Raw genomic sequence first — 25,694 nt, 5'->3', positions numbered from 1 at the left:
GGGCCTACATGTCCAGGCCGACGTCGAGCGCGCGCACCGAATGCGTCAGCGCCCCGACGGCCAGGTAGTCCACCCCGGTGGCTGCGTAGGTGGCGGCATTGTCCAGGCTGAGCCCGCCGGAGGACTCCAGCAGCACGGCGGGTGCGCGCGCGTCCCGGCGCTGCACGGCCATCTGCGTCTGCCACACCGGGAAGTTGTCCAGCAGCACCAGTTCCGGCTTTTCGGCCAGCACCTCGTCCAACTGCTCGAGGGAGTCGACCTCCACCTCGCACGGCAGATCCGGCGCCGCGTCGCGGACCGCCCGCAGCGCGTCGACCACCGATCCCGCGGCCACCACGTGGTTGTCCTTGATCAGCGCCGCGTCCCCCAGTCCCATCCGGTGGTTGACGCCCCCGCCGACCCGCACCGCGTACTTCTGCAGCGCGCGCAGCCCGGGTAGCGTTTTGCGGGTATCGCGGACCTTGGCCTTGGTGCCGTGCACGGCGTCGACCCAGGCCGCCGTCGTGGTGGCGATGCCCGACAGGTGGCAGACCAGGTTCAGCATGGTCCGCTCGGCGGTCAGCAGCCCACGGGTGTCCGCGCGCACGGTCAACACCGGCTCGCCGGGCTGCAGCCGGGCGCCGTCCTCGACGCTGTGCACCACCTCGTAGCCGCCGGCGAGGACGGCGTCGAGAACCAGCAGCGCGACCTCGACGCCGGCGATCACGCCGGCCTCACGGGGCACCATCGACGCCGTGGCCACCGCGCCGGCGGGCACTGTCGCCAGGGTGGTGACGTCGGGCCCGTAGCGCAGGTCCTCTTCCAGAGCCCGCCGGATGGTGTCCTGGGCGGCGCTGCGTTCGTCCGGCAGCATCATCAGCCCACCGCCGCCAGCGCCTCCGCCAGCACCGAGTTCCGGTCGTCGGCCAGCCGCAGCACGCTGCTACGCGCCTGTTCCGGCGCGGGCTCGGGGTATTCCGCACGGTGGTGGCAGCCCCGGCTCTCGTTGCGCGCCAGGGCGGCGGCGGTCACGGCGCGGGCGGCCGCGGCCAGCGCGACGTCTTCGAAGTCGCGGCGGCCGGCGATGGTGCGCACCGGGGCCGCGGACAGCGCGTCGGACAACCGGTTGAGCCCGGCGGCGTCGCGCACCACCGAGGCGTCGCGGCTCATCGCGGCCTGCAATTCGCCGCGCTCCGGGGCGGTGTGGACGGACGGCTCGCACTCTGTGGCCCGGACGCGCCCCGCCGCCAGCACGTGCGCGGCCGCGGCCTTGCCGGCGCGCCCGCCGACCACCAGGCCTTCCAGCAGGCTGTTGGACGCCAACCGGTTGGCGCCGTGCATGCCGGTGCGCGCCACCTCGCCGGCGGCGAACAGCCCCGGCAGTTCGGTCTGCCCGTCGACGTCGGTGACGACGCCGCCGCAGCTGTAGTGCGCCCCCGGTACGACCGGGATGGGTTGGCGGACCGGGTCGATGCCGGCGGCCCGGCACGCGGCGGTCACCGTCGGGAACCGGGTGGCGAAACCCTCGATGCCGCGCGCGTCGAGGAACACGCAGGGGTCACCGGTGGCCTTCAGCCGCGTGTCGATGGCCGCGGCCACGACGTCGCGCGGCGCCAGATCGCCCATCGGGTGCACACCAGCGGTGACCGAGTTGCCTTGCCGGTCAAGCAAAATCGCGCCCTCACCGCGGATCGCCTCGGTGATCAGCGGACGCCGGCCGCCGCCCCCACCGAACAGCATCGTGGGATGGAACTGGATGAACTCGAGGTCACTGACCGCGACACCGGCCCACAGCGCCAGCGCGATGCCGTCGCCCGTGGAGCCCGCGGGATTGGTGGTCGCGCCGTAGAGGTGCCCGAGGCCGCCGGAAGCCAGGATGACCGCCGGCGCACTGATGATTCCGTACCCGTCCTGGTTGCCGACGGACACGCCGGTCACGGCTTCTCCGCCCAAGGAGCCGTCGTGCAGCACGCGCAGCGCGACGTGGCCGGTGCGGACGTCCAGCAGCCGGGCGGCGCGGTCGAGCGCACGCTGGACCTCGGCGCCGGTGGCGTCGCCGCCGGCGTGCACGATGCGCCGCCGCGAGTGCCCGCCCTCGCGCGTCACGTCCCAGCGGCCCGGGGCGGCCTCGTCGAATCGCGCTCCGGCACCGACCAATTCGGAGACCGCTCGGTAGCCGTCGGCGACGATGGAGGTCACCGCGTCGGGATCGCAGAGGCCGGCGCCGGCGGCCACGGTGTCGGCGACGTGGGCCTCGACGGAGTCGTCGTTGTCGGGCAGGACCACCGCGATGCCGCCCTGGGCGTAGTGCGTGGCCGTCGTCCCGCGCGCCTGGTCGGCCTTGCTCAGCACGACGACGCGGCGGCCCGCCCGGTGGGCGGCCAGGGCGGCGGCCAATCCCCCCACGCCGGTACCGATGACGACGACGTCGGCGCTGTCGGTCCAGGCCGGGCGGGCGATCATTCGCCGCCGCCCGGCTGACCGATCTCGATCATTCGCTGCACGCTGCGCCGGCCCGCCGCCGCGATCTCGGGATCGACGTCGACTTCGTCGGCGCCGTCCACCAGGCAGCGCAACAGTGCCGCGGGCGTGATCATCTTCATGTACTTGCAGGACGCCCGGTCGTTGACCGCGCGGAAATCGACCTGCGGTGCGGCCCTGCGCAATTGATGCAGCATGCCGACCTCGGTGGCCACCAGCACCTTGCGGGCCGAGGTCTCGTGCGCGGCGTCGAGCATGCCGCCGGTGGACAGGATCTTGACCCGGTCCGCCGGGAAGGCGCCTTCGCCGGCGAGGTACAACGCCGAAGTGGCACAACCACATTCGGGATGCACATAGAGGTCGGCGTCGGGATTCGCCCTGGCCTGTTCGGACAGCTCGTCGCCGTTGATCCCGGCGTGGACATGGCATTCACCGGCCCACACGTGCATGTTCGCGCGGCCGGTCACCCGGCGCACGTGGGCCCCCAGGAACTGGTCCGGGCAGAACAGCACCTCGCGGTCCGGGTCGATCGAGTTCACCACGTCGACCGCGTTGGACGACGTGCAGCAGATGTCGGTCAGGGCCTTCACCGCGGCGGTGGTGTTGACGTAGGAGACGACGACGGCGCCGGGGTGCTCGTCCTTCCAGGCGCGCAGCTCGTCGGCGTTGATCGAGTCGGCCAGCGAGCAGCCGGCCCGCTGATCCGGGATGAGGACAGTCTTGGCGGGGCTGATGATCTTGGCGGTTTCGGCCATGAAGTGCACTCCGCAGAACACGATGGTGTCCTCGGGCGCCTCGGCGGCGATCCGCGACAGGGCCAGCGAATCCCCCACGTGGTCGGCGACGTCTTGAATCGCGGGCAGCTGGTAGTTGTGCGCCAGCACGGTCGCGCCGCGCAGCTTCGCCAGGCGGCGGATCTCCGCGGCCCACTGCGCGTCGCCCTCCACACCGGCGTAACCGGTGGGCGTGTTGGTGACGTCGGCCATCATGTCTTCGGCGAGCGTGTCCATGCGATTCATAACCGTCACGGCGGCTCCTTTCAGCCCAGGAGGTTTTCGACTTATAATCGAAAACATGGCCCATACTAGCACTGAACACGAGGTGCTCGCGGTGGTGTTTCAGGTTCGCCAGGTAACGGGCGGCCCGCGAATACAGAAACCGCAGCTTAACGTGCTGTTATGGCAGCGCGCCAAGGATCCGCAGCGCGGCGCCTGGTCGCTGCCGGGCGGACGGCTGCGCAACGACGAGGACATGATCAGCTCGGTCCGCCGGCAGCTGGCCGAAAAGGTGGACCTCAAGGAGCTGACGCACCTGGAACAGCTGGCGGTGTTCTCCGATCCGAACCGGGTTCCGGGTGCCCGGGTGATCGCCTCGACCTTCCTGGGCTTGGTGCCCTCCCCCGCCACCCCCGAGCTGCCGCCGGACACGCGGTGGCACCCGGTGAGCTGCCTGCCCGAGATGGCCTTCGACCACGGCCCGATGGTCACCCACGCGCACGCCCGGCTGGTCGCCAAGCTGTCCTATACCAACCTCGGGTTTGCTTTGGCGCCAAAGGAATTCGCCTTGTCCACGCTGCGCGACATCTACGGCGCCGCGCTGGGCTATCAGGTCGACGCGACGAACCTGCAACGCGTGCTGGTCCGCCGCGGCGTGATCAGCCAGACGGGCACCATCGCGCAGTCCGGTCGCAGCGGGGGCCGGCCGGCGGCCCTCTACCACTTCACCGACTCCCGGCTGCGGGTCACCGACGAATTCGCCGCGCTGAGGCCCCCCGGGCAGCCGGGCCAGGTCTGACCGCCCACGGCAGCCGCCCCGGCAAGTTTGCGGAACGCCCGGTCAGGGGACACCGATGAATCGACAACTGTGGCGCGCCGGGCCTGCCTTTCCCGGCGAGAACTCGCCGACGATGCGGCGATTGCGTTTTGGTTACCTGCCGTTCATGGGCGAGAATGCCGGGTGGCCTAGAAGGGAGCCTCAATGGCTGAGCTCGGCAATCTGGCAGGCACACGCGGCGCGGAGTGGATCGCCCGGCCCCCACACGAGGAATTGCAGCGCAAAGTACGCCCGCTGCTGCCCTCGGACGACCCGTTCTACCAGCCGCCACTGGGGTTCCAGCACGCCGAGCCCGGGACGGTGCTGCGCTCGCGCGACGTGGAGCTGGCGTTTTTGGGCCTGATTCCGCAGCCGGTCAAGGCGGTGCAGCTGCTCTACCGGACGATGGACATGAACGGCGAGCCCGAGGCGACCGTGACGACGGTGATCGTCCCGGCCGAGCTCGCCCCGGAACGGCCCTGCCCGCTGCTGTCCTACCAGTGCGCGATCGACGCCGTGTCGTCGCGCTGCTTCCCGTCCTACGCGCTGCGACGCCGGGCAAAAGCCCTGGGGTCCATCGGTCAGTTCGAGTACTTCCTGATCGCCGCCGCCGTTGCCGAGGGCTGGGCAGTCTCGGTGCCCGACCACGAAGGCCTGCACGGCCTCTGGGGTGCGCCGTATGAGCCCGGCTATCGCGTGTTGGACGGCATCCGGGCGGCCCTGGGTTCGGACCGTCTCGGGTTGTCCCCGGAAGCGCCGATCGGGTTGTGGGGTTACTCCGGCGGCGGCCTGGCCAGTGCCTGGGCCGCCGAAGTGTGCGCCGAGTACGCGCCCGAGCTCGACGTCGTCGGGGCGGTGCTGGGGTCACCCGTCGGCGACCTGGGCAACACCTTCCGCAGGCTCAACGGCAGCTTCCTGTCGGGCCTGCCCGCCCTGGTGGTTGCCGCGCTCGCTCACATCTACCCCGAGCTGGACCGGGTGATCAAAGAGCACAGCAACGAGGAGGGACGCGCCCTGCTCGAATCGCTCGAGAAGATGACCACCGTGGAGGCGGTCATCCGGATGGCCGGCAAGAACATGGGTGACTTTCTCGACGAGCCGCTCGAGAGCATCCTCTCGACGCCCGAGGTCACCCACGTGTTCGAGAACATCAAGCTGGGTGTGGCCGTCCCGACGCCGCCCGTGCTGATCGTGCAGGCGGTCCACGACTACCTCATCGACGTCAAGGACATCGACGTGCTCGCCGACGCCTATTCGGCCGGCGGCGCCCAGGTCACCTACCACCGCGACGCGTTCAACGAGCACATGCTGCTGCACCCGCTGTCGGCTCCGATGGCGCTGCGCTGGCTCACGGACCGGTTCGACCGCCGGCCGCTGACCGAGCACCTGATCCGGACGACCTGGCCGACGATGTTTCACCCGATGACCTACGTCGGGATGGCGCGGCTGGCCAAGATCGCCGCCAAGGTCATCTTCGGCCGGAGGATTCACCGCCGTCCGCTATGACACGGGCGCGTCCGATGCGCCCCCGGCTCCCACCGGCAGCGCGTCGGCAGACCGGCCCGGCGGATAGGCGCCCAGGTCGTCGCGGGCGTCGGCGGCCGCAAACACCGCATAGAGCAGCGCGGCGATAGCGGCCGGCCACAGCAGGGTCAACGCCACCCGCAGGGGATGGTCCGCGAAAAAGACCGGGGGTGCCTGGACGACGTACGCCACCGACGGGGCTTTCGACAGCGGTACCGCGTCGAAGTCCAATGCGCCGTAACGGAGCCGCACCAACGCCGCCCCGGTCGCCGTCGCGGCCGCGGCGACGGTCACCATGCCGATCGAGAGCGCGACCACCATTCCCGGTCCGCGGCGGACGCGCCACTGCCACCCCAGCACCGGGGCCACCACGGCGAGCACGGTCAGCAGACCGAGCATCAGGCACGGCGCGTCGAAGAAGTGCTCCGACTCGGTGCCCAGATAGTCGTGGACCCGTTCACCCGCGCGGGTGAGCGCCACCACCGCGTGGATGGGCGGCGCGATCCACGCCCACAACCCGCCGATCAGCACACCGACCAGCAGGGAGCCCAGCACGGCGACGGCGATGGCGCGGGTCCGGGACGTCGACGGGGCGGTCGCGGGGGGCGCCGTCTCCGCGGGCTGGGTCACCGTTGGGCCTCCAGGTCGACGGAGTCGACCTGACCGTGCCGCGAGCACCGCGCCCGCCAGCCGTCGGGGCGAACCTGCACCACCATCCGGCGCCCGCATTCCGCGCAGAACCGGGGCGGTTCCAGACCCAACTGCGCCGCTGTCGGCACTGCGGTGCCCCCCAATTCCCCGGTGTAGACGTTGTAGACGCCGGCACTGACCGGAGCACCCAGATCCCCAACCACAGTCGCCACGTTTCTTACAGGGTGGCGTTGAGCGCCTTGATGGGCATCTGCAGGTCGTCGAGCAGTTCCAGATCGGCTTCGGCCGGACGGCCGAGCGTGGTCAGGTAGTTCCCGACGATCACCGCGTTGATGCCGCCCAGGATGCCCTTCTTGGCGCCCAGGTCACCCAGGGTGATCTCACGGCCCCCGGCGAACCGCAGCATCGCGCGCGGCAACGCCAGGCGGAAAGCGGCCACCGACTTCAGCGCCTCGGCCACCGGCAGCACCTCGAGGTCCCCGAACGGCGTGCCGGGCCGCGGGTTGAGGAAGTTCAACGGCACCTCGTCGGGTCCCAGCTCGGCCAGTTCGGCGGCGAACTCCGCGCGTTGCTCGAGCGTCTCGCCCATGCCCAGGATGCCGCCACAGCACACCTCCATCCCGGCGTCGCGCACCATCGACAGGGTCTGCCAGCGCTCTTCCCAGGTGTGGGTGGTCACGACGTTGGTGAAGAACGAGCGGGCCGTCTCGAGGTTGTGGTTGTACCGGTGCACCCCCATCGCCGAGAGCTGCTCGACCTGCTCGGCGGTCAGCATTCCCAGCGAGCAGGCGATGTTGATCTCGACCTCGTTGCGGATCGCCTCGATGCCGGCCGCGACCTGGGACATCAGCCGCTCGTCGGGGCCACGCACGGCGGCCACGATGCAGAACTCGGTGGCACCCGACTTGGCGGTTTGTTTGGCGGCCTCGACCAGGCTGGGAATGTCCAGCCGGGCGCTGCGCACCGGGGAGGCGAACAACCCCGACTGCGAGCAGAAATGACAGTCCTCCGGGCAGCCGCCCGTCTTCAGGCTGATGATGCCCTCGACCTCGACCTCGGGGCCGCACCAGCGCATGCGCACCTCGTGGGCCAGCGCCAGCAGGTCGTCGAGCCGGTCGTCGGGCAGCTGCAGCACCTGCAGCACCTGCTCCCGGCTCAGTCCCTCGCCGCGTTCGAGCACCTGGTCGCGGGCAACCGCCAGGATGTCTGCGTCGTGGGCGCCGGTCGCCGGTCGAGTGGCCGCTTGAGTCACCAGTACTCCCCTGCATCGTCGTTGGCCGAGCATGCGGCCACCCCTGCCACGGTGGTGGCAGCGCGAATAAAAGTGTTCAAAGTAGGGTAACGGCCGCAGAAGATGGCGTCCGCCGGGGTATCTGACCACCATGACCGATCCGCACACCGCATACGTCGCCCACCACATGCTCCTGCTGGCGATCCCGGCATTCCTGCCGGCGGTGGTGGTCGTGGCCGTGATCTTGTATGTCGCCCTGAAGGACCGCCGCGCCGGCGACGGCGACGCAGCGCCGGACGGCTCCGAAGCCCGACCCGGCGCCGCCGACGAAAAGAGTGATTGACGACACGCCCGGTGGGGCATTCCGCGAACAGACACTGGATCGCTAACTTACTCAGGAGTAAGTTAGCGATCCAGTTGGACCGGGACGCGAGTGTGGGAGGGCACAACGATGACGTCGACGGGGCTGACGCTGCTCGCCGAGCCACCGGCGCGGGGGGCGGGACTGAACCAGGTGATCGGGCTGTCGATCGCCGCGCTGGTGATCGCGGCGGCGCTGCTGTGGGTCGGCTATGCGCACCGCACCCATCGCATTGAATGGCTGATCCGGTTCGCGGACAAGATGGGCGAGAAGTTCCACCGCCCCAACTGGGTCGCACTGCCGGTCCTGATCTTCACCACGTCGATCATCTGCGCGCTGTTCGGGTTCATCTGGGACGTCAGCTGGCACATCGGAAACGGCCGCGACCCCGGTCCGCTGGCCAACCCGGCGCACTACTTCATCATCATCGGGCTGTTCGGGATCTTCCTGGGCGGCATGACCGCGATCGTGCTGCCGTTCGACAAGCCCGGCCCCGCCGCGGTGCGCATCACCCGCAACTGGTACGCCCCGGTCGGCGGGGTGCTGATGGCAGGGTGCGGGATGTACGCCATGATCGGCTTCCCGCTCGACGACATCTGGCATCGCATCTTCGGCCAGGACGTAACACTCTGGGGCCCAACGCATTTGATGATGATCGGTGGCGCCGGGTTCTCGCTGTTCGCGGTGTTGATGCTGGAGCGCGAGGGTGAGGCCCAGGAGGGCGCGGACGTCTACCACGGCGCCTTCATCAAATTCCTGCGCTACCTGTCCTTCGGCGGCATGTTCATCGGGCTGTCGGTCTACCAGATCGAATACGACTTCGGCGTCGAGCAATTCCGCCTGGCGCTGCAGCCGATGATGATCGCCGCGGCGGCCGCACTGGCGGCGGTGGCCGCCCGCATCACGATGGGTCGCGGCGCGGCCGTGATCGCCGCCGTCTTCGCCATCGCCCTGCGCGGGGCGGTCGCATTGTTGGTCGGGCCGATCCTGGGGGCCCCGATCAACTGGTTCCCGCTCTACCTCGGCCCGGCGCTGATGGTCGAATTGGTGGCGCTCACGCCGTTGTTCAAGCGCCCCATCGCCTTTGGCGCGGTCTCCGGCCTGGCCGTGGGGACGGTGGGGCTGTGGCTGGAGTCGCTGTGGATCGGCACGGTGTACCACTACCCCTGGCCCATGAGCATGTGGGGTCAGGCGCTGGCGATGGCCGTGCCGGTCGCGATCCTGACGGGCACCTGCGGGGCGCTGTTCGGCATGGTGCTCACCGGCCAGCGCCTGCCGGGCCGCGCCACGGGCATCACGATCGTGGCGGCGACGGTGGTGGTGATCGGCGGCGCGGTGGCCAACGGGCTGCATATCGTCGTGCCGCGTCAGGACAACGCCACCCTCACGCTGACCGACCTGCCCAGCCCGCCCGGGCAGCGCATGGTGTCCGCCGACGTGCAGCTCACGCCGCCCGACATGGTCAGCCAAAACCCAGAATGGCTGACGATCCTGTCCTGGCAGGGCCGGATGGAGAACAGCCGCGGTCTGGTGATCGACCGGCTGCAACAGGTCGGCCCCGGCCACTACCGGTCCACCCAGCCGGTGCCGGTGTGGGGTTCGTGGAAGACGCTGCTGCGTGTGCAAGACGGTTACACGATGACCGCCGTGCCGATCTGGGAGCCGGCCGACGACGCGATCCCGGCGCCCGAGGTTCCGGCCCTGGCGTCGTTCAACCGGCCGTTCGTCCAGGAGGTCACGATCCTGCAGCGCGAACGCGACCAGAGCGCCCCGGGGTGGCTGTTCACCGCGGGCTCGATCGTGGTGCTGTTCCTGACGCTGATGGTGATCGCCGGCCTGACCTGGGGCGCCGGTCGCCTCAACAACTCGGTCACCGAGCCGGAACCGGTTCAGGACAAGCAGCCGGTGCCGAGAGCGGCGTGAGCCGATGACGGTCCGCAACACCCTCACGTCGGCGTGGGTGGCGGCGTCGGTGTGCGCCCTGGTCGCCTGCGGCGGAAAGGGGCCGGCCCAGCCGCCGCCGGCCGGGCTGGACGTCGACGTCACCATCGCCAACGGCCAGGTGACCCCGACCAACGCCGCCCTGCAGGCCAGGGTCAAACAGCCGATCACTCTGCACGTCACCAGCGACGTTGCCGACGAGCTGCACGTGCACTCGACGCCCGACCACAAGTTCCCGGTGGCGGCCGCGGCCAACCAGACGTTCCAGTTCAGCGTCGACGTGCCCGGCGACGTCGAGGTGGAACTGCACCACCTGAACCGCACGATCGCCGCCATCCAAGTCCAGCCGTGAGCGCCCGCGGCGCGACGGTGGTGCTCGCGCACGGTCTCGGCGGGTCCGGCGACCTGCCGGTGCCCTACCTGTACGCGATGGTCGGCGCGGCGTGGGCGCTGACGTTCACCTTCGCACTCGTCGCGTTTGCCTGGCGCCGGCCGCGGTTCGACCCGGGCAAGCCGGGCCGTCCGCTGCCGGCGGCGGTGACCGCGTTCGTCGACGCCCGGGCGACGCGGTGGGCGGCGGCCGCGCTGGGGCTGATCTTCGCGGCGTGGGCGGTGGCGGCCGGGGTGGGGGGCCCGCGGTCGGAGACCAATGCCCTGCTCGGGGTGTTCTACGTGCTGCTGTGGGTCGGACTGGTGGCGCTGTCGCTGCTGTTCGGGCCGGTCTGGCGGGTCCTTTCGCCGATGCGGACGGTGTACCTGTTGCTGCGGTGCGGCACGCCCGAGCGCCTGCACCGGGCGCGGTGGTCCTATCCCGAGCGCTGGGGCTACCGCCCGGCCGCGCTCGGCCTGTTCGCGTTCGTCTGGATGGAACTCGCCAGCCCCGACCCGGCGTCGCTGCCGGCGGTGCGGGCATGGCTGGGCGGGTATGCCGCGGTCATGCTGGTGGGCGCCTGGCTGTGCGGCCAGCGGTGGTTGGCCCGCGCCGACCCGTTCGGGGTGTACAGCATGGCGGTGTCCCGCCTGTCGCCATTTCGCCGCAACCCGCGGAGCGGAAGAATCGTCGTCGGCAACCCGCTCGATCATTTGCCGTCGCTGCCCGTGCGGCCCGGCGTGGTCGTGCTGCTCGCGGTGCTGCTCGGGTCGACGGCGTTCGACAGTTTCTCGTCGTCGCCGACATGGCGCGGCTTCGCCGACGGCCTTTCCCGCGGGATGGGCCTCACCCCGACACTGTCGTCGTCGCTGCTCCGAACCGCCGGCCTGATCGTCTTCATTTCCGTTGTGGCGGCGACCTTTTCGCTTGCCGCCCGCGCAACGGGCGGCGTGGACTCGCAGCAACGCCGGGCGCTGCCCGGCCAGATGGCGCATTCCCTGATCCCGATCGTGGTGGGTTACGTCTTCGCCCATTACCTGACCTATCTGGTCGAGCGTGGACAACAGGCCGTGTTCGCGCTGGCCGATCCGTTCGGCCGCGGCTGGAATGTGCTGGGCCTGGCGCACCAGCAGGTGGCCTACGTGCTGTCGACCCACCCGCCGGTGCTGGCCGGGATCAAGGTGGCCTGCGTGGTGACCGGCCACATCGTCGCGGTGATCGCGGCGCACGACAAGGCGCTGCGGCTGCTGCCGAGCGGCCACCAGCTCACCGGCCAGCTGACGATGATGCTGGTCATGGTCGGCTACACCTTCACCGGCCTGTACCTGCTGTTCGGCGGCTAGCGGATCAGGTAGTCCACTTTCTTCTCGCCGTTCCAGTGGCGCAGGCCGGCGAAGCTGCCCTCGACGAGCGGCGGGCGCCCCGCGATGCGCAGCGCCCGGCCCAGCGCCGGTCCCCCGACGCGGCGGGCCAGCGTGACGTGGGGCGTCCATTGACCGGGCAGGCTGGTGGGTGCCGGCGCGGGGGCCAGGTGCTCGCCGCACAGCCGGTGCACGTCCGCGTGGAACGCCAGCAACTCGACCGTGGGCACGATGAGCCGGGCCAGGATCGCGTTGGTCCGCCCGAGCAGCAGTGACGCGCCGACCGCGCAGCCCAGCGGCAGCCGCTGGGCCAGCGGCCGCAGGGCGGCGTCGGCCTCCCCGGCGATGCGGTCGGCCACCGCGAGCGTGACGTGCGGCCGCCCGGCGGGCGCCTGGCTCGGAATCCCGGCGCCGGCCAGCGCCTCCCAGAGCCCCCGGATCGTCGCCTCGGTCTCGCCGTCGAAGAGCAGCTCGATGGAATGGACCATCAGCGGGCCAGCGCGGTGACCCAGTCGCGGTCGAACGCCGCCGCGCTCATGTCCGCGAACGCCGCGGCGTCCATCGATCCGGCCCCGGCGGGCAGCGCCGCCCGCACCGGCGCTAGCCGGTCCAGGGCCGAGCGATTCGAGGTCTCCGCCGGTCCGGGCCTTGTCGGCCAGCTGCCGATCACCAGGCCGGCGCACGAAACATGATGTGCGGCAAGCGCTTCCAAAGTCAACGTGGTGTGGTTGAGGGTGCCCAGTTCCGCGGTGACCGCGACCAGCGCCGCGGCCCCCAGCTCGACCGCCAGGTCGCGCAGGGTGACGCCCGCGTCGGCGAGCTCGACCAGCAACCCGCCCGCTCCCTCGACCAGCGTCAGCCGGCCAGGGCGGTCCAGGCCGGCGATCAGCCGCAGCAGCTGACCACCGGTGGGCAACGCCGCGCCGGCCTGCTCGGCCGCGGCGGCCGGCGCCAGGGGTTGCGGGTAGCGGGCCAGGCCGGCGACCTCTGTCACGCCGGACAGCCGGGTCACTTCGGCGAGGTCGTCGTCCCCGGCGTCGGTGCCGGTCTGGACCGGCTTGCACACCGCCACGTCCATGCCGGCCTGACGCGCGTGGCAGGCCAGCGCCGCGGTGACGACGGTCTTGCCGACGCCGGTGCCCGTCCCGGTGACGACCAGGACGGTCAAGGGCGCGTCACGGCGAGCACCTCGGTGAGCACTCGTCGGGCGAGGTCGAGTTCGGCCGCGTCCAGCGACGCGCGCGCGGTCAGCCGCAGCCGGGAGGTCCCGGCGGGCACGGTCGGGGGCCGGAAGCAGCCCACCTTCACGCCGGCGTCCAGGCAGGCGGTCGCGGCGGCCAGGGCCACCTCCGGGTCGCCGAGGATCACCGACACCACCGCCGACTGCGGGACCCCGGGGACGTCGCACGCCTCGGCCAGGGCGCGGGCGTGCCGCAACACCGCCCCGGGCCGCCAGGGTTCGGCCCGCAGCACGCTCAGCGCGGCCCGGGCGGCGCCCACCGCCGCCGGCGCCAGGCCGGTGTCGAAGATGAACGTCCGCGCCGCGTCGATCAGGTGCGCGCGCACCGCCGCGGGGCCGAGCACCACCCCGCCCTGGCTGCCCAGCGCCTTGGACAGGGTCGTGGTCATCACCACGTCGGGGGCGCCCGCGAGCCCGAGCTCGTGCAGCAGCCCGCGCCCGTCACCGCGTACGCCCAGGCCGTGCGCCTCGTCGACGATCAGCAGCGCGCGGTGGCGACGGCAGACCTCGTGCAGCTCCCGCAGCGGCGCCAGCGCGCCGTCGGCGCTGAACACCGACTCGGTGATGACGACGGCGCGTTCCTCCGCGCGCGAGGCGAGGGCTTCCTCCACGGCGGCGACGTCGCGGTGCGGGGTCACGGTCACGCGGGCCCGCGACAGCCGGCAGGCGTCGACCAGGGAGGCGTGCGACAGGGCGTCGGACACCAACAGGGCGCCGCGGCCGGACAGGCCGACGACGGCGCCCAGGTTGGCGGCGTATCCCGACGAGAACAGCAGGCCCGCCGATGCGCCGACGTATTCGGCCAGTTCGGACTCGAATTGCTGGTGCAGTTCGGTGTCGCCGGTGACCAGCCGCGAACCGGTCGCCCCGGCGCCCCACATGCGCAGCGCCGCGACGCCGCCCTCGATCACGTCGGGGTGCTGTGAGAGTCCGAGGTAGTCGTTGGAGGCCAGATCGAGCTCGGTGGCGACCGCCGGGCGGGGCCGCAACGTGCGACGCAGACCGGCCTCGCGGCGTTGCCGTTCCACGCCCTCCAGCCAGGCCAGCGGTGACGTCTCGATCGGTGTTTTCATCGCCCTAAAGACTACGAGAGCCTACGAGCCGGGCGACCTCGACCATCGCCGAGGTGATCTGGGCGATCTCGTCGGGCGTGCAGACGTAGGGCGGCATCGCGTAGATCAGGTTGCGGAAGGGGCGCAGCCAGACACCGTTGTCCAGGGCCGCAGGGGTGGCGACGGCCAGATCGACCGGGCCTGCGCACTCGATGACGCCGATCGCGCCGCACACCCGCACGTCGGTCACGCCGGGCAGCGCGCGGGCGGGCTCGAGCCCCGCCGCCAGCCCGGCGGACAGACCGGCGACCCGCCCGCGCCAGTCCTGGCCGAGCAGCAGCTCGACGCTGGCCACCGAGACCGCGCAGGCCAGCGGGTTGGCCATGAAGGTCGGGCCGTGCATCAGCGCGCCGGCCTCGCCGGCGCTGATGGTGTGTGCGATCTCCGTGCCGCACAGCGTGGCCGCCAGCGTGACATATCCACCGGTCAACGCCTTGCCGACGCACATGATGTCCGGGCTCACCCCGGCGTGGTCGGCCGCGAAGAGCTCTCCGGTGCGGCCGAAACCGGTCGCGATCTCGTCGAAGATCAGCAGCACGTCGTGCCGTCGGCACAGCTCACGCAGGTCGCACAGATAGCGGGGGTCGTGGAAACGCATCCCGCCCGCGCCCTGCACCACGGGCTCGACGATCACCGCCGCCAGTTCGCCGGCATGCCGCGCGAGTTGCTGCTCGAACGCCGCGCTGTAGGCGGGGTCGTACTCGCGCGGCACCTGCGGGGCGAACACCTGGCGGGCCAGGATGTCGGTCCACAGCGAGTGCATGCCGCCGTCGGGGTCACAGACGCTCATGGGCGTGAAGGTGTCCCCGTGGTAGCCGCCCCGCCACGTCATCAGCCGGTGCTTGCCGGGCCGGCCGCGGGCGCGCCAATACTGCAGCGCCATCTTGACCGCGACCTCGACCGACACCGATCCGGAGTCGCTGAAGAAGACCGTGTCCAGCCCCGGCGGGGTGATCTCCACCAGCAGTTGCGCCAGCCGCGCGGCCGGTTCGTGGGTGAGGCCGCCGAACATGACGTGGTTCATCACGCCCAGCTGCGCGGTCAGCGCGGCGTCCAGCACCGGGTGACCGTGCCCGTGGATGGCGGTCCACCAGGAGCTCATCGCATCCAGCGCCTCGATCGGCTTGCCGTCACGGATCAGGGTCAGCCGGGCGCCGCGGGCGGCGACCGCCACCACCGGTGCGACGACTTCGCTGCCGATGGTGCTGTACGGGTGCCAGACATGCGCAGCGTCGATCGCGCTGATCTGCTCGGGCGTCAACCCGGCCCTCGCCGCAGGCATAGTGATCGAGGGTAAAGCAGCCGAGTCGCACAAACTCCGCCCATCGTGGAGCATGGGATCCGATGGCTACGCCGCACCCGCCCGGTAACCCCGCCACCGGCCCCTATCCGACCAAGGACCCCAATTCACCCCTGGTCGACTACGACGACGAGGCGCCACGGGTCATCCGGCTCCGCCTGGCCGCATGGGACGTGACCTGCACCGTCGCGTTGCTGGCCGTGCTCGTCGTGCTGGCCACCGCGACGACGTGGCCGACCCGCCTGTTCGGCTTCCTCGAGCACGTGTGCGCCGACGAGACGTGCGGCCCGGTGCCCTTCGGGATCGACTACTACATCCGCCCGGTGGTGTGGGGCGGAATCGGTGCGGCGATCGCCGCGGCCGTGGTCGGCCCCATCGTCTCCATGCTGAAGGGCTGGTACATGTCCTTCTGGCCCGTCCTGGCCCTGACCCTGATCATGGTCAGCTCCGTCGCCGGCTCGCTGCTGACCATGTTCAGCGAACGCTACTGGGTGTAGGCGCACCGCCGCCGCGGTTCGGCCACCGGGCGCTACGGCCGCCAGGCTGAGACCCAAATCACAACTGCGCATACGGGATTCGGCCGCCCAGTCACCTTCCGGTCACGGTACGACAAAAAATCCCGCCGGAGGCTGGCGGCTAACAAGCGTTGTTGTCAGAGTGGTTGCAGTGACTGATGTGAAAACAGGGGCATCGCCCGCTGTTCACATCCGCAGAGGTCATGCAGCGGCGTCGGCCCCAACGTGGAGGCTCTCGCCCAGGTCATGCAACGGCGGCGGACGCGTGAAGTCACCGCGCTGAAGCCAGTGAGCCCTGAGAGGCCAAGGACATGAAACGCATCTACGCCTTCGCGATCGGTCTGGCGATCCTCGCGGCCCCGGTGGCCACCGCGCCCGTCGTCGCGTCCGCCGACCCGGGCGCCCGGTCGATGGACTACCAGCAGGCCACCGACGTGGTGATCGCGCGCGGGCTGTCGCAGCGCGGGGTGCCGTTTTCGTGGGCCGGTGGTGGCATCAACGGCCCCACCCGTGGCACCGGGACGGGCCTCAACACCGTCGGGTTCGACGCCTCGGGCCTGATGCAGTACGCCTACGCCGGTGCCGGCATCAAGCTGCCGCGCTCGTCCGGGGCGATGTACAAGGTCGGCCAGAAGGTGCTGCCGCAGCAGGCGCACAAGGGCGACCTGATCTTCTACGGTCCCGAGGGCACCCAGAGCGTGGCGATGTACCTGGGCAACAACCAGATGCTCGAGGTGGGCGACGTCGTGCAGGTTTCGCCGGTGCGCGCCAACGGGATGGCCCCCTACCTGGTCCGGGTCCTGGGTGTCCCGTCGACGCCGGCCCAGCAACTGCCGCAGCAGCTGCCCGCGCAGCAAGCGCCGACGCAGCAAGCCCCGCTGCAGCAGCCGCCCGTGCAGCAACTGCCGACCCAGCAAGCGCCCGCGCAGCAAGCCCCGCTGCAGCAGCCGCCGGTGCAGCAACTGCCGACCCAGCAGGCCCCGGTCCAGCAGGCGCCTACCCAGCAACTGCCGACCCAGCAGGCCCCGGTGCAGCAGGCGCCGTTGCAGCAGCAGTCCGCGCAGGCCCCCCTGCAACAGGCCCCGCTGCAGCAACGCCCGGTGCCACAGGCACCGTCGCGGCAGGCACCGCTGCAACAGGCCCCGATGCAACAGGCCCCGATGCAGCAACTGCCGACACAGCAAGCGTCGCCGCAACAGGCTCCGGTGCAGCTGCTGCCGCCCCAGCAATCTCCGTTCCTGCCCCCGGCAGCCGGCACCGCCCGGTAATTCCCGGCGCTTTCTGGGACCTGTTCCACACCGCCACCTGCTCCTGACCGGGAGCGGGTGGCGGTTTTCGGTAAATTAGCGGTCGATCATGCCGACCCTGTCCCTGCCTCCCCGGCCGGTCGCGACCGCGAAACCGGTCACTTCGGGAGCGCGTAAGGCGGAGTTCTATCGCTACGACCTCGACGGCCTGCGCGGCATCGCGATCGCGCTCGTCGCCGTGTTCCACGTCTGGTTCGGCCGGGTCTCCGGCGGCGTCGACGTGTTCCTGGCGCTCTCGGGATTCTTCTTCGGCGGCAAGATCATTCGCGCGGCGCTGAACCCGGCCGTCACCCTGTCGCCGGTGGCGGAGGTGATCCGCCTCGTGCGCCGCCTGGTCCCCGCCCTCGTCGTGGTGCTGGCCGGGTGCGCGGTGCTGACCATCCTGGTGCAGCCGGAAACCCGCTGGGAGACCTTCGCCGACCAGAGCCTCGCCAGCCTCGGCTACTACCAGAACTGGGAGCTGGCCAACACCGCGTCGGACTACCTGCGCGCGGGCGAGGCCGTCAGCCCCCTGCAACACATCTGGTCCATGTCGGTGCAGGGTCAGTTCTACGTCGGCTTCCTGCTGTTGATCGCCGGGTGCGCGTATCTCTTCCGCCGTCGGCTGGGCGCCCGCCTGCGCACCCTGTTCCTGGTGCTGCTGACGGCGCTGACGGTCGCGTCGTTCGTCTACGCGATCGTCGCGCACCAGGGCGACCAGGCAGCCGCCTACTACAACAGCTTCGCGCGCGGCTGGGAGCTGTTGCTGGGCGCGCTGGTCGGCGCGCTGGTGCCGTCCATCCGCTGGCCGATGTGGTTGCGCACGCTGTTGGCCACGGCCGCGCTGGCCGCGATCGCGTCCTGCGGGGCGCTGATCGACGGCGTGCAGGAATTTCCCGGCCCGTGGGCGCTGGTGCCCGTCGGGGCCACCATGCTGATGATCCTCGCGGGGGCCGGCCTGCACGGCGATCCGGCAGCCAAGGACCGCCTCCCGCTGCCGAACCGACTGCTGGCTGCCGGGCCGCTGGTCGCGCTGGGCGCGATGGCGTACTCGCTCTATCTGTGGCACTGGCCGCTGCTGATCTTCTGGCTGTCGTTCACCGGGCACCGGCACGCCAACTTCGTCGAAGGCATGGCGGTGCTGCTGGTCTCGGGGCTGCTGGCATACCTGACCACCCGGCTCGTCGAGGATCCGCTGCGCTACCGCACCGCCGGGAGGGCACCGGCGCCCGCGCCCGCGTGGCTGGCCCGCCTGCCCAGGCCCACGATGGCGCTGGGAACGGCGATCGTGCTGCTCGGCGTCACGCTGACGGCGACGTCGTTCACGTGGCGCCAGCACGTCACCGTCCTACGGGCCGCGGGCAAGGAGCTCAGCGTGCTCAACCCGCAGGACTATCCGGGGGCCCGCGCGCTGACCGAGCACGTGCGTGTGCCCGCGTTGCCGATGCGGCCCAGCGTGCTGGAGGTCAAGGACGACCTGCCGGCCTCCACCCGCGACGGTTGCATCAGCGACTTCGTCAACCCCGCGGTGGTGGTGTGCACCTACGGCGACCCGACCGCCGACCGCACGATCGCGCTGGCGGGTGGGTCCCACGCCGAGCACTGGCTGCCCGCGCTGAGCCTGCTCGGCCAGATACACCACTTCAAAGTGACGACATATCTCAAGATGGGCTGCCCGCTGTCCACCGAGGAAGTCCCGTTGATCATGGGCAACAACCTCGCCTACCCGCAGTGCCGGGAGTGGGTGGAACAGACGATGGCCAAGGTGATCGCCGATCGCCCCGACTACGTGTTCACCACGACCACCCGGCCGTGGAACATCAAGCCCGGTGACGTGATGCCGGCGACTTACATCGGAATCTGGCAGCGGTTCTCCGACAACAACATTCCGATCCTCGGCATGCGTGACACCCCGTGGTTGGTGAAGAACGGCCAGCCGTTCGATCCGGCGGATTGCCTGGCCAAGAAGGGCGGCAACCCCCAGTCGTGCGCGATCAAGCGATCCGACGCGTTGTCCGACCGTAACCAGACCCTCGACTTCGTCACACAATTCCCGCTGCTGAAGGTGCTCGACATGTCCGACGCCATCTGCCGTGCCGACGTGTGCCGCCCGGTCGAGGGCAACGTGCTGATCTACCACGGCGCGCACCACCTCACCCCCACCTACGTCCGGACCATGGCGGGTGAATTGGGCCGCCAGATCGCCGCCAACACCGGTTGGTGGTGAACGCGCCCGGCGCCGCTGACCGCGACTAAGGTCGAGTGGTGCCGACCGACAACCACGCTTCAGCAGCAGGCGTATCTGGTAATCAGCAGCCGAAACTGGCCACCGTGTGGCCGGGGAACCCCTATCCGCTCGGCGCCTCGTATGACGGGGCGGGGACCAACTTCTCGGTGTTCTCCGAGATCGCCGAGAGGGTCGAGTTGTGCCTGATCGACGACGCCGGGGCGGAGTCGCGGATCCCGCTCGACGAGGTCGACGGCTTTGTCTGGCATGCCTATCTGCCGAACATCACCCCGGGCCAGCGCTACGGCTTCCGGGTGTACGGGCCCTTCGATCCGGCCGCCGGGCACCGCTGCGACCCGAGCAAGCTTCTGCTCGACCCGTACGGCAAGGCGTTCCACGGCGAGTTCGCCTTCGGCCAGGCGCTGTTCTCCTACGACATGAAGGCCGTCCACCCCGACGGTGACGACGCCGACCCCGGGACTCCCCCGATGGTCGACTCGCTGGGCCACACCATGACCAGTGTGGTGAGCAATCCCTTCTTCGACTGGGGCTCGGACCGTTCGCCGCTCACCCCCTATCACGAGACGGTGATCTACGAGGCCCACGTGAAGGGCATGACCCAGACCCACCCGGGCATCCCCGCCGAGCTTCGCGGCACCTTTGCCGGCATGGCTCACCCGGTGGTCATCGACTACCTCAAGTCGCTGAACGTCACCGCGCTGGAGCTGATGCCGGTGCATCAGTTCATGCACGACTCGCGGCTGCTGGACCTCGGCTTGCGAAACTACTGGGGTTACAACACTTTCGGCTTCTTCGCGCCGCACAACCAGTACGCGGCCAACCGCAACGCGAGCGTCGCCGAGTTCAAGTCCATGGTGCGCGCGCTGCACGAAGCCGGCATCGAGGTCATCCTCGACGTGGTGTACAACCACACCGCCGAGGGCAATCACCTCGGCCCGACGATCAACTTCCGCGGAATCGACAACGCCGCCTACTACCGACTCGTCGACGAGGATCTACGCCTGTACAAGGACTACACGGGCACGGGCAACAGCCTCAACGCCCGCCACCCGCACGTCCTGCAGCTCATCATGGACTCGCTGCGCTATTGGGTGACCGAGATGCACGTCGACGGGTTCCGCTTCGATCTGGCCGCCACGCTCGCCCGGGAGCTGCACGACGTCGACCGATTGAGCGCGTTCTTCGATCTGGTGCAGCAGGATCCGATCGTCAGCCAGGTCAAGTTGATCGCCGAGCCGTGGGACGTCGGCGAGGGTGGCTACCAGGTCGGAAACTTCCCGGGTTTGTGGACGGAGTGGAACGGGAAGTATCGCGATACTGTGCGTGACTACTGGCGGGGCGAGCCCGCAACCTTGGGCGAGTTCGCGTCCCGGCTGACCGGGTCGTCGGACCTGTATGAGGCGACCGGCCGTCGGCCGAGCGCCAGCATCAACTTCGTCACCGCCCACGACGGGTTCACGCTCAACGACTTGGTCTCCTACAACGAAAAGCACAACCTGGCCAACGGGGAAGACAACCGGGATGGCGAAAGCCACAACCGCTCGTGGAACTGCGGCGTCGAGGGACCGACCGATGACCCGGAGGTCCTGGCGCTGCGTGCCCGTCAGATGCGCAACTTCTGGGCGACCCTGATGCTCAGCCAGGGCACGCCGATGATCGCGCACGGCGACGAGCTGGGCCGCACCCAGAACGGCAACAACAACGTGTACTGCCAGGACTCCGAATTGTCTTGGATGGATTGGTCGTTGGTGGACAAGAATTCGGACCTGCTGGCGTTCGCGCGCAAGGTGAGCACGTTGCGCAAGAACCACCCGGTGTTCCGTCGCCGCCGGTTCTTCGAGGGTGAGCCGATCCGAAGCGGCGACGACGTGCGCGACATTGCCTGGCTGAATCCGAGCAGCCGCGAGATGACGCACGAGGACTGGGGCGCAAGCATCCACAAGTGTGTGGCGGTGTTCCTCAACGGCGAGGCCATCACCGCACCCAATGCACGCGGCGAACGGGTAGTCGACGACTCATTCCTGTTGTGCTTCAACGCCGGTGACGAGCCGGTGCAGTTCGTGCTGCCGAACAACGAATATGCGCAGGAGTGGACCGTGGAACTGGACACCAACGATCCGGTGGGCGTCAAGGACGATGCCGACCAGGTGATGAATGCCGAGGAGCAGATCATAGTGGGTTCACGTTCGCTTCTGGTATTACGTAAGACCATGTGACGCATGGTTTTTCCCATACTGTCGACCTACCGGCTGCAGCTGAGGGGTGAGGCCAGCGGCTTCGCGTTCACCTTCGCCGACGCGGAAAACCTGCTGGATTACCTGGACGAGCTGGGGGTGTCGCACCTCTACCTGTCCCCGATCATGACCGCGGCCACCGGATCCAACCACGGCTACGACGTCACCGACCCGACGACGGTCTCCCCCGAGCTCGGCGGCCGCGACGGGCTGGAACGGCTGTCGGCGGCGGCACGCGAGCGCGGCATCGGCCTCATCGTCGACATCGTGCCCAACCACGTGGGGATCGACCAGCCCCAGCAGAACGCGTGGTGGTGGGACGTGCTGACCCACGGCCGGTCCTCGGACTATGCAACGTATTTCGACATCGACTGGGACCTCGACGAGGACGGCCGCATCGTGCTGCCCATTCTGGGGTCCGACGACGACGCCGCCGACCTGAGGGTCGACGGTGAGCTGCTGCGGCTGGGCGATCTGGCGCTGCCCATCGCGCCCGGCACCGCCGGGGGCGCCGGACCCGAGGTTCACGACCGCCAGCACTACCGGCTGGTGGGCTGGCGCAACGGCGTGTGCGGCTACCGGCGTTTCTTCTCGATCACCTCCCTGGCCGGGCTGCGCCAGGAGGACCGCGCCGTGTTCGACGCGACCCACGCCGAGGTCACCCGCTGGGCGGCCGAGGGACTCGTCGACGGCGTGCGCATCGACCACCCCGACGGGCTGTCCGACCCCAGCGGCTACTTGGCGTGGCTGCGCGAATCGGTTGGCGCGCAAACGTGGATCGTGATCGAAAAGATCCTCGCGGTCGACGAGGCGCTCGAGCCCACCCTGCCCGTCGGCGGCACCACCGGCTACGACGTGCTGCGCGAGGTCGGCGGCGTGTTCGTCGACCCGAGCGGCGCGCCCGCGCTGACCGAGCTCGTCGAGTCGGCGGGCCTGGACTACGGCGCGGCACCGCAGATGTTGGCCGAACTCAAGATCCACGCGGCCACCGACACGCTGGCCAGCGAACTGCGCCGGCTCTGCCGCGCCGTCGTGGCGGCCGCCGGCGCCGATGACCCACGGTTGCCCGACGCGGTGGCCGCGCTGCTCACGCATATCGGCGTCTACCGCTGCGACTATCCGGGGCTGTCGGCGGTCATGCCGACCGCGCTCGCCGAAACCCAGGCGCGTTCACCGGAATTGGGGCCAGCCCTGCAGGTGCTCGCCGCGGCGCTGGCCCGGGGCGCTGAGCCGGCCATCCGGCTTCAGCAGCTGTGCGGCGCGGTCACCGCCAAGGCAAGCGAGGACTGCTACTTCTACCGCGACGCCCGGCTGGTGTCGCTCAACGAGGTGGGTGGCGAACCGCACCGGTTCGGTGTCGGCGCGGCGGAGTTCCATTACAGCGCCGCCACCCGCGCCCGGTTGTGGCCGCAGACGATGACGACGCTGACCACGCACGACACCAAGCGCGGTGAGGACGTGCGGGCCCGCATCGGGGTGCTGTCGCAGGTTCCCTCGCTGTGGACCGAGTTCGTCGCCCGCTGGGAGGTCGACGCACCCTCACCCGACCCGGCCACCGGACAGTTCCTGTGGCAGAACATCTTCGGCGTGTGGCCGGTCACCGGCGAGGTCAGCGCCGAGCTGCGCCAGCGGCTGCACGCCTACGCCGAGAAGGCCATCCGCGAAGCCGCCTGGCGCACCTCGTGGAACGATCCGGACGCCGAGTTCGAGGACGCCGTCCACCGGTGGCTGGATCAGGTGCTCGACGGCCCGGTGGCGGGCCAGCTGACCGAACTGGTCGTCCAGCTCAACCCGCACGCCGCCAGCGACGCACTGGGCCAGAAGCTGCTGGCCCTGACGGTGCCCGGGATACCGGACGTCTACCAGGGCACCGAACTGTGGGACGACAGCCTCGTCGACCCGGACAACCGCAGGCCCGTCGACTACGCGGCCCGGCGCGCCGCGTTGAAGGCGTTGGAGCACCCCAAGATTCGGGTGGTCACGACGGCGCTTCGGGTGCGTCGCGCCCACCCGGAGACCTTCCTGCACGGCCGCTACGTGCCCGTCCTGGCCGCCGGCGATGCCGGCGACCACGTGCTCGCCTTCCGCCGGGGCGACGACGTGGTGGTCGCGGTCACCCGCTGGACCGTGCGGCTGGCCGAAACCGGCTGGGGCAACACGGTGCTGCCGCTGCCCGAGGGGACCTGGAAGGACGCGCTGACCGGTGCCGTCGCGGACGGCCCGACCTCGGCGGCGCAGCTGTTCGCCGACCTGCCCGTCGTGCTGCTGGAGCGTCACCATGACTGAATTCAGCGTCTGGGCGCCCAAACCGGAGTCGGTCCGGCTCGACGTCGAGGGCCGGGTGCACCCGATGACGCGCGCCGATGACGGCTGGTGGCACACGACCGTGGACGCGGCGCCGGACGCCCGCTACGGTTTCGTGCTCGACGACGATCCCACCGTGCTGCCCGACCCGCGCTCACCCCGCCAGCCCGACGGCGTGCACGCGCGTTCTCAGCTGTGGGACCCGGCCCGCGCGGCGTGGACCGACGGCGACTGGCAGGGCCGGCAGGTCGAGGGCGCGGTGATCTACGAACTGCACCTCGGCACCTTCACCGAGGCCGGCACCTTCGACTCCGCGATCGAGAAGCTCGACTACCTGGTGGACCTCGGTGTCGACTTCGTCGAGCTGATGCCGGTGAATTCGTTTGCGGGAACGCATGGCTGGGGATACGACGGGGTGCTGTGGTACAGCGTGCACGAACCCTACGGCGGCCCCGACGGCCTGGTCCGGTTCGTCGACGCCTGCCACGGGCGGGGGCTGGGCGTGCTGATCGACGCGGTGTTCAACCACCTCGGCCCGTCGGGGAACTACCTGCCGAAGTTCGGGCCCTACCTGTCGTCGGCGAGCAACCCGTGGGGCGAAGGCATCAACATCGCCGACGCCGACTCCGACGAGGTGCGCCGCTACATCATCGGGTGCGCGTTGCGCTGGATGCGCGACTTCCACGCCGACGGGCTGCGCCTGGACGCGGTGCATGCGCTGGTGGACACCACCGCCATCCACATCCTCGAGGAGCTCGCGACCGAAACCGTTTGGCTGGCACAGCAGTTGGGTCGCCCGCTGTCGCTGATCGCCGAGAGCGACCTCAACGACCCGCGGCTGATCTCCCCGCGCGACCGCGGGGGCTACGGCCTGACCGCGCAATGGTCCGACGACATCCACCACGCCATCCACACCGCGGTGTCCGGTGAGCGCCAGGGTTACTACGCGGATTTCGGGTCGCTGGCCACGCTCGCGCAAACGCTGCGTCACGGATACTTCCACGCGGCCACGTATTCGTCGTTCCGGCGCCGCCGCCATGGCCGGCCGCTGGACACCGCGGAGAAGTCGGGGATCCCCGGCACCCGGCTGGTCGCGTACACCTGCACCCATGACCAGGTCGGCAACCGGGCGCTCGGGGACCGGCCGTCACAGAACCTGACCGGCGGCCAGCTGGCGATCAAGGCCGCCCTTGCGCTCGGGACGCCCTTCACCGCAATGCTTTTCATGGGTGAGGAATACGCGGCGTCGACGCCCTTCCAGTTCTTCAGCTCGCACCCCGAGCCCGAGCTGGCCAAGGCCACCGCCGAAGGGCGCAAGGCCGAGTTCGCCGAACACGGCTGGGATGCCGACGAGATCCCCGACCCGCAGGACCCGCAGACGTTCCAGCGCTCGAAACTCAACTGGGGCGAGGTCGACTCGGGCGAACACGGCCGCGTGCACCGGCTCTACCGCGAGCTGATCGCCTTGCGGCACAGCGACCCCGATCTGGCCGACCCGTGGCTGGAGCACCTCACGGTCGACTACGACGAGGACCAGCGCTGGATCAGCGTGTCGCGCGGGCGGTTGCGCATCGTGTGCAACCTCGGGCCCGAGGCGGTCAAGGTGCCCGTCGCCGGTGACGTGGTCCTGGCCTGGGGCGATCCGGAGGCCGAGGGCGAGCACACCGTGCTGGAAGGTCACTCGTTCGCCATCCTGGCGGTGGGCGCGCAGACGTAATATCGCGCCGCCCGCCCTGTGGATAAC

Annotated in this window: 21 protein-coding genes and 1 pseudogene; 12 read left to right on the top strand and 10 right to left on the bottom strand. The window is 70.2% G+C overall.

What is annotated here, in order from left to right; all coding sequences use genetic code 11:
- Positions 1-4 precede the first annotated feature (4 nt).
- Genes nadC through nadA form a run of 3 tightly spaced genes read right to left on the bottom strand, consistent with a single transcriptional unit; the run spans position 5 to position 3,488 of the window.
- On the bottom strand, positions 5-856 hold the full coding sequence (gene nadC / locus A5692_RS08940; RefSeq protein WP_068054769.1) for a carboxylating nicotinate-nucleotide diphosphorylase: 852 nt from the start codon (positions 854-856) through the stop codon (positions 5-7).
- Positions 856-2,439 carry an L-aspartate oxidase gene (locus A5692_RS08935; protein WP_197514404.1) on the bottom strand — a complete coding sequence of 528 codons (1,584 nt, stop codon included), beginning with the start codon at positions 2,437-2,439 and terminating at the stop codon, positions 856-858. Before A5692_RS08935 ends, nadC begins: the two co-directional genes overlap by 1 nt.
- The gene (nadA, locus tag A5692_RS08930; RefSeq protein ID WP_068054760.1) at positions 2,439-3,488 is read right to left on the bottom strand and encodes a quinolinate synthase NadA; all 1,050 of its coding nucleotides are present in this window, start codon (positions 3,486-3,488) and stop codon (positions 2,439-2,441) included. Before nadA ends, A5692_RS08935 begins: the two co-directional genes overlap by 1 nt.
- A 46-nt stretch (positions 3,489-3,534) precedes the next feature.
- Here nadA and A5692_RS08925 point away from each other — a divergent pair, with 46 nt between their 5' ends.
- Together A5692_RS08925 and A5692_RS08920 are read left to right on the top strand one after the other, a co-directional pair.
- Positions 3,535-4,254, top strand: a complete 720-nt coding sequence (locus A5692_RS08925; protein ID WP_068054755.1) for an NUDIX domain-containing protein — start codon at positions 3,535-3,537, stop codon at positions 4,252-4,254.
- A gap of 183 nt (positions 4,255-4,437) precedes the next feature.
- Positions 4,438-5,778, top strand: coding sequence for a lipase family protein (locus tag A5692_RS08920; protein WP_068054752.1), 1,341 nt, complete (start codon positions 4,438-4,440; stop codon positions 5,776-5,778).
- Here the strand turns inward: A5692_RS08920 and A5692_RS08915 are convergent.
- Genes A5692_RS08915 through bioB form a run of 3 tightly spaced genes read right to left on the bottom strand, consistent with a single transcriptional unit; the run spans position 5,773 to position 7,699 of the window.
- Positions 5,773-6,426, bottom strand: a complete 654-nt coding sequence (locus A5692_RS08915; protein ID WP_068054749.1) for a DUF2567 domain-containing protein — start codon at positions 6,424-6,426, stop codon at positions 5,773-5,775. The genes A5692_RS08920 and A5692_RS08915 overlap by 6 nt on opposite strands.
- Positions 6,423-6,650, bottom strand: coding sequence for a hypothetical protein (locus tag A5692_RS08910; RefSeq protein WP_068054890.1), 228 nt, complete (start codon positions 6,648-6,650; stop codon positions 6,423-6,425). The genes A5692_RS08915 and A5692_RS08910 overlap by 4 nt, the downstream gene beginning before the upstream one ends.
- 14 nt (positions 6,651-6,664) lie before the next feature.
- Positions 6,665-7,699 (bottom strand): biotin synthase BioB, encoded by a 1,035-nt coding sequence (gene bioB / locus A5692_RS08905; RefSeq protein WP_068054746.1) that lies wholly within the window; start codon positions 7,697-7,699, stop codon positions 6,665-6,667.
- A gap of 130 nt (positions 7,700-7,829) precedes the next feature.
- Here bioB and A5692_RS08900 point away from each other — a divergent pair, with 130 nt between their 5' ends.
- The 4 genes from A5692_RS08900 to A5692_RS08885 all read left to right on the top strand — a co-directional run bounded on the left by A5692_RS08900 (position 7,830) and on the right by A5692_RS08885 (position 11,693).
- On the top strand, positions 7,830-8,021 hold the full coding sequence (locus A5692_RS08900; protein WP_068054743.1) for a hypothetical protein: 192 nt from the start codon (positions 7,830-7,832) through the stop codon (positions 8,019-8,021).
- A gap of 108 nt (positions 8,022-8,129) precedes the next feature.
- Complete coding sequence (locus A5692_RS08895; RefSeq protein ID WP_068054740.1) at positions 8,130-9,962, top strand: hypothetical protein; 1,833 nt, start codon at positions 8,130-8,132, stop codon at positions 9,960-9,962.
- A 4-nt stretch (positions 9,963-9,966) separates the two neighbouring features.
- A complete protein-coding gene (locus tag A5692_RS08890; protein WP_068054737.1) occupies positions 9,967-10,332 on the top strand; it encodes a hypothetical protein in 366 nt (121 codons plus the stop codon).
- Positions 10,329-11,693: a hypothetical protein gene (locus A5692_RS08885; protein ID WP_068054734.1), complete on the top strand. Its 1,365-nt coding sequence runs from the start codon at positions 10,329-10,331 to the stop codon at positions 11,691-11,693. The genes A5692_RS08890 and A5692_RS08885 overlap by 4 nt, the downstream gene beginning before the upstream one ends.
- Here the strand turns inward: A5692_RS08885 and A5692_RS08880 are convergent.
- Genes A5692_RS08880 through A5692_RS08865 form a run of 4 tightly spaced genes read right to left on the bottom strand, consistent with a single transcriptional unit; the run spans position 11,690 to position 15,345 of the window.
- Positions 11,690-12,199: a 2'-5' RNA ligase family protein gene (locus tag A5692_RS08880; RefSeq protein WP_068054731.1), complete on the bottom strand. Its 510-nt coding sequence runs from the start codon at positions 12,197-12,199 to the stop codon at positions 11,690-11,692. The two genes, A5692_RS08885 and A5692_RS08880, sit on opposite strands and share 4 nt — an antisense overlap.
- Entirely contained in the window at positions 12,199-12,879 is a 681-nt protein-coding gene (gene bioD / locus A5692_RS08875; RefSeq protein ID WP_068054728.1) for a dethiobiotin synthase, read from the bottom strand. The genes A5692_RS08880 and bioD overlap by 1 nt, the downstream gene beginning before the upstream one ends.
- The gene (locus A5692_RS08870) at positions 12,876-14,024 is read right to left on the bottom strand and encodes an 8-amino-7-oxononanoate synthase (RefSeq protein WP_068054726.1); all 1,149 of its coding nucleotides are present in this window, start codon (positions 14,022-14,024) and stop codon (positions 12,876-12,878) included. Before A5692_RS08870 ends, bioD begins: the two co-directional genes overlap by 4 nt.
- Before the next feature lie 4 nt (positions 14,025-14,028).
- Entirely contained in the window at positions 14,029-15,345 is a 1,317-nt protein-coding gene (locus tag A5692_RS08865) for an adenosylmethionine--8-amino-7-oxononanoate transaminase (protein ID WP_068054724.1), read from the bottom strand.
- Positions 15,346-15,407: 62 nt separating this feature from the next.
- Between A5692_RS08865 and A5692_RS08860 the strand changes: the two genes are divergently transcribed.
- From A5692_RS08860 to treZ, 6 genes and pseudogenes are all read left to right on the top strand, one after another.
- The gene (locus A5692_RS08860; RefSeq protein WP_068054722.1) at positions 15,408-15,860 is read left to right on the top strand and encodes a hypothetical protein; all 453 of its coding nucleotides are present in this window, start codon (positions 15,408-15,410) and stop codon (positions 15,858-15,860) included.
- A gap of 329 nt (positions 15,861-16,189) precedes the next feature.
- A pseudogene (gene ripD / locus A5692_RS08855) lies at positions 16,190-16,876 on the top strand (NlpC/P60 family peptidoglycan-binding protein RipD); the annotation flags it as partial.
- A gap of 358 nt (positions 16,877-17,234) precedes the next feature.
- Positions 17,235-19,391 carry an acyltransferase family protein gene (locus tag A5692_RS08850; protein WP_068054717.1) on the top strand — a complete coding sequence of 719 codons (2,157 nt, stop codon included), beginning with the start codon at positions 17,235-17,237 and terminating at the stop codon, positions 19,389-19,391.
- Between the two features lie 38 nt (positions 19,392-19,429).
- On the top strand, positions 19,430-21,628 hold the full coding sequence (gene glgX, locus A5692_RS08845) for a glycogen debranching protein GlgX (RefSeq protein WP_068054714.1): 2,199 nt from the start codon (positions 19,430-19,432) through the stop codon (positions 21,626-21,628).
- A 3-nt stretch (positions 21,629-21,631) separates the two neighbouring features.
- The gene (gene treY / locus A5692_RS08840) at positions 21,632-23,932 is read left to right on the top strand and encodes a malto-oligosyltrehalose synthase (protein WP_068054711.1); all 2,301 of its coding nucleotides are present in this window, start codon (positions 21,632-21,634) and stop codon (positions 23,930-23,932) included.
- Positions 23,925-25,667, top strand: coding sequence for a malto-oligosyltrehalose trehalohydrolase (treZ, locus tag A5692_RS08835; RefSeq protein WP_068054708.1), 1,743 nt, complete (start codon positions 23,925-23,927; stop codon positions 25,665-25,667). Before treY ends, treZ begins: the two co-directional genes overlap by 8 nt.
- Positions 25,668-25,694: the final 27 nt, after the last annotated feature.

This window comes from Mycobacterium sp. E342 (assembly GCF_001667665.1).
GTDB lineage: Bacteria > Actinomycetota > Actinomycetes > Mycobacteriales > Mycobacteriaceae > Mycobacterium.
Note: the sequence above shows the minus strand (reverse complement) of the source record. Positions and strands in the feature narration are given on the sequence as shown.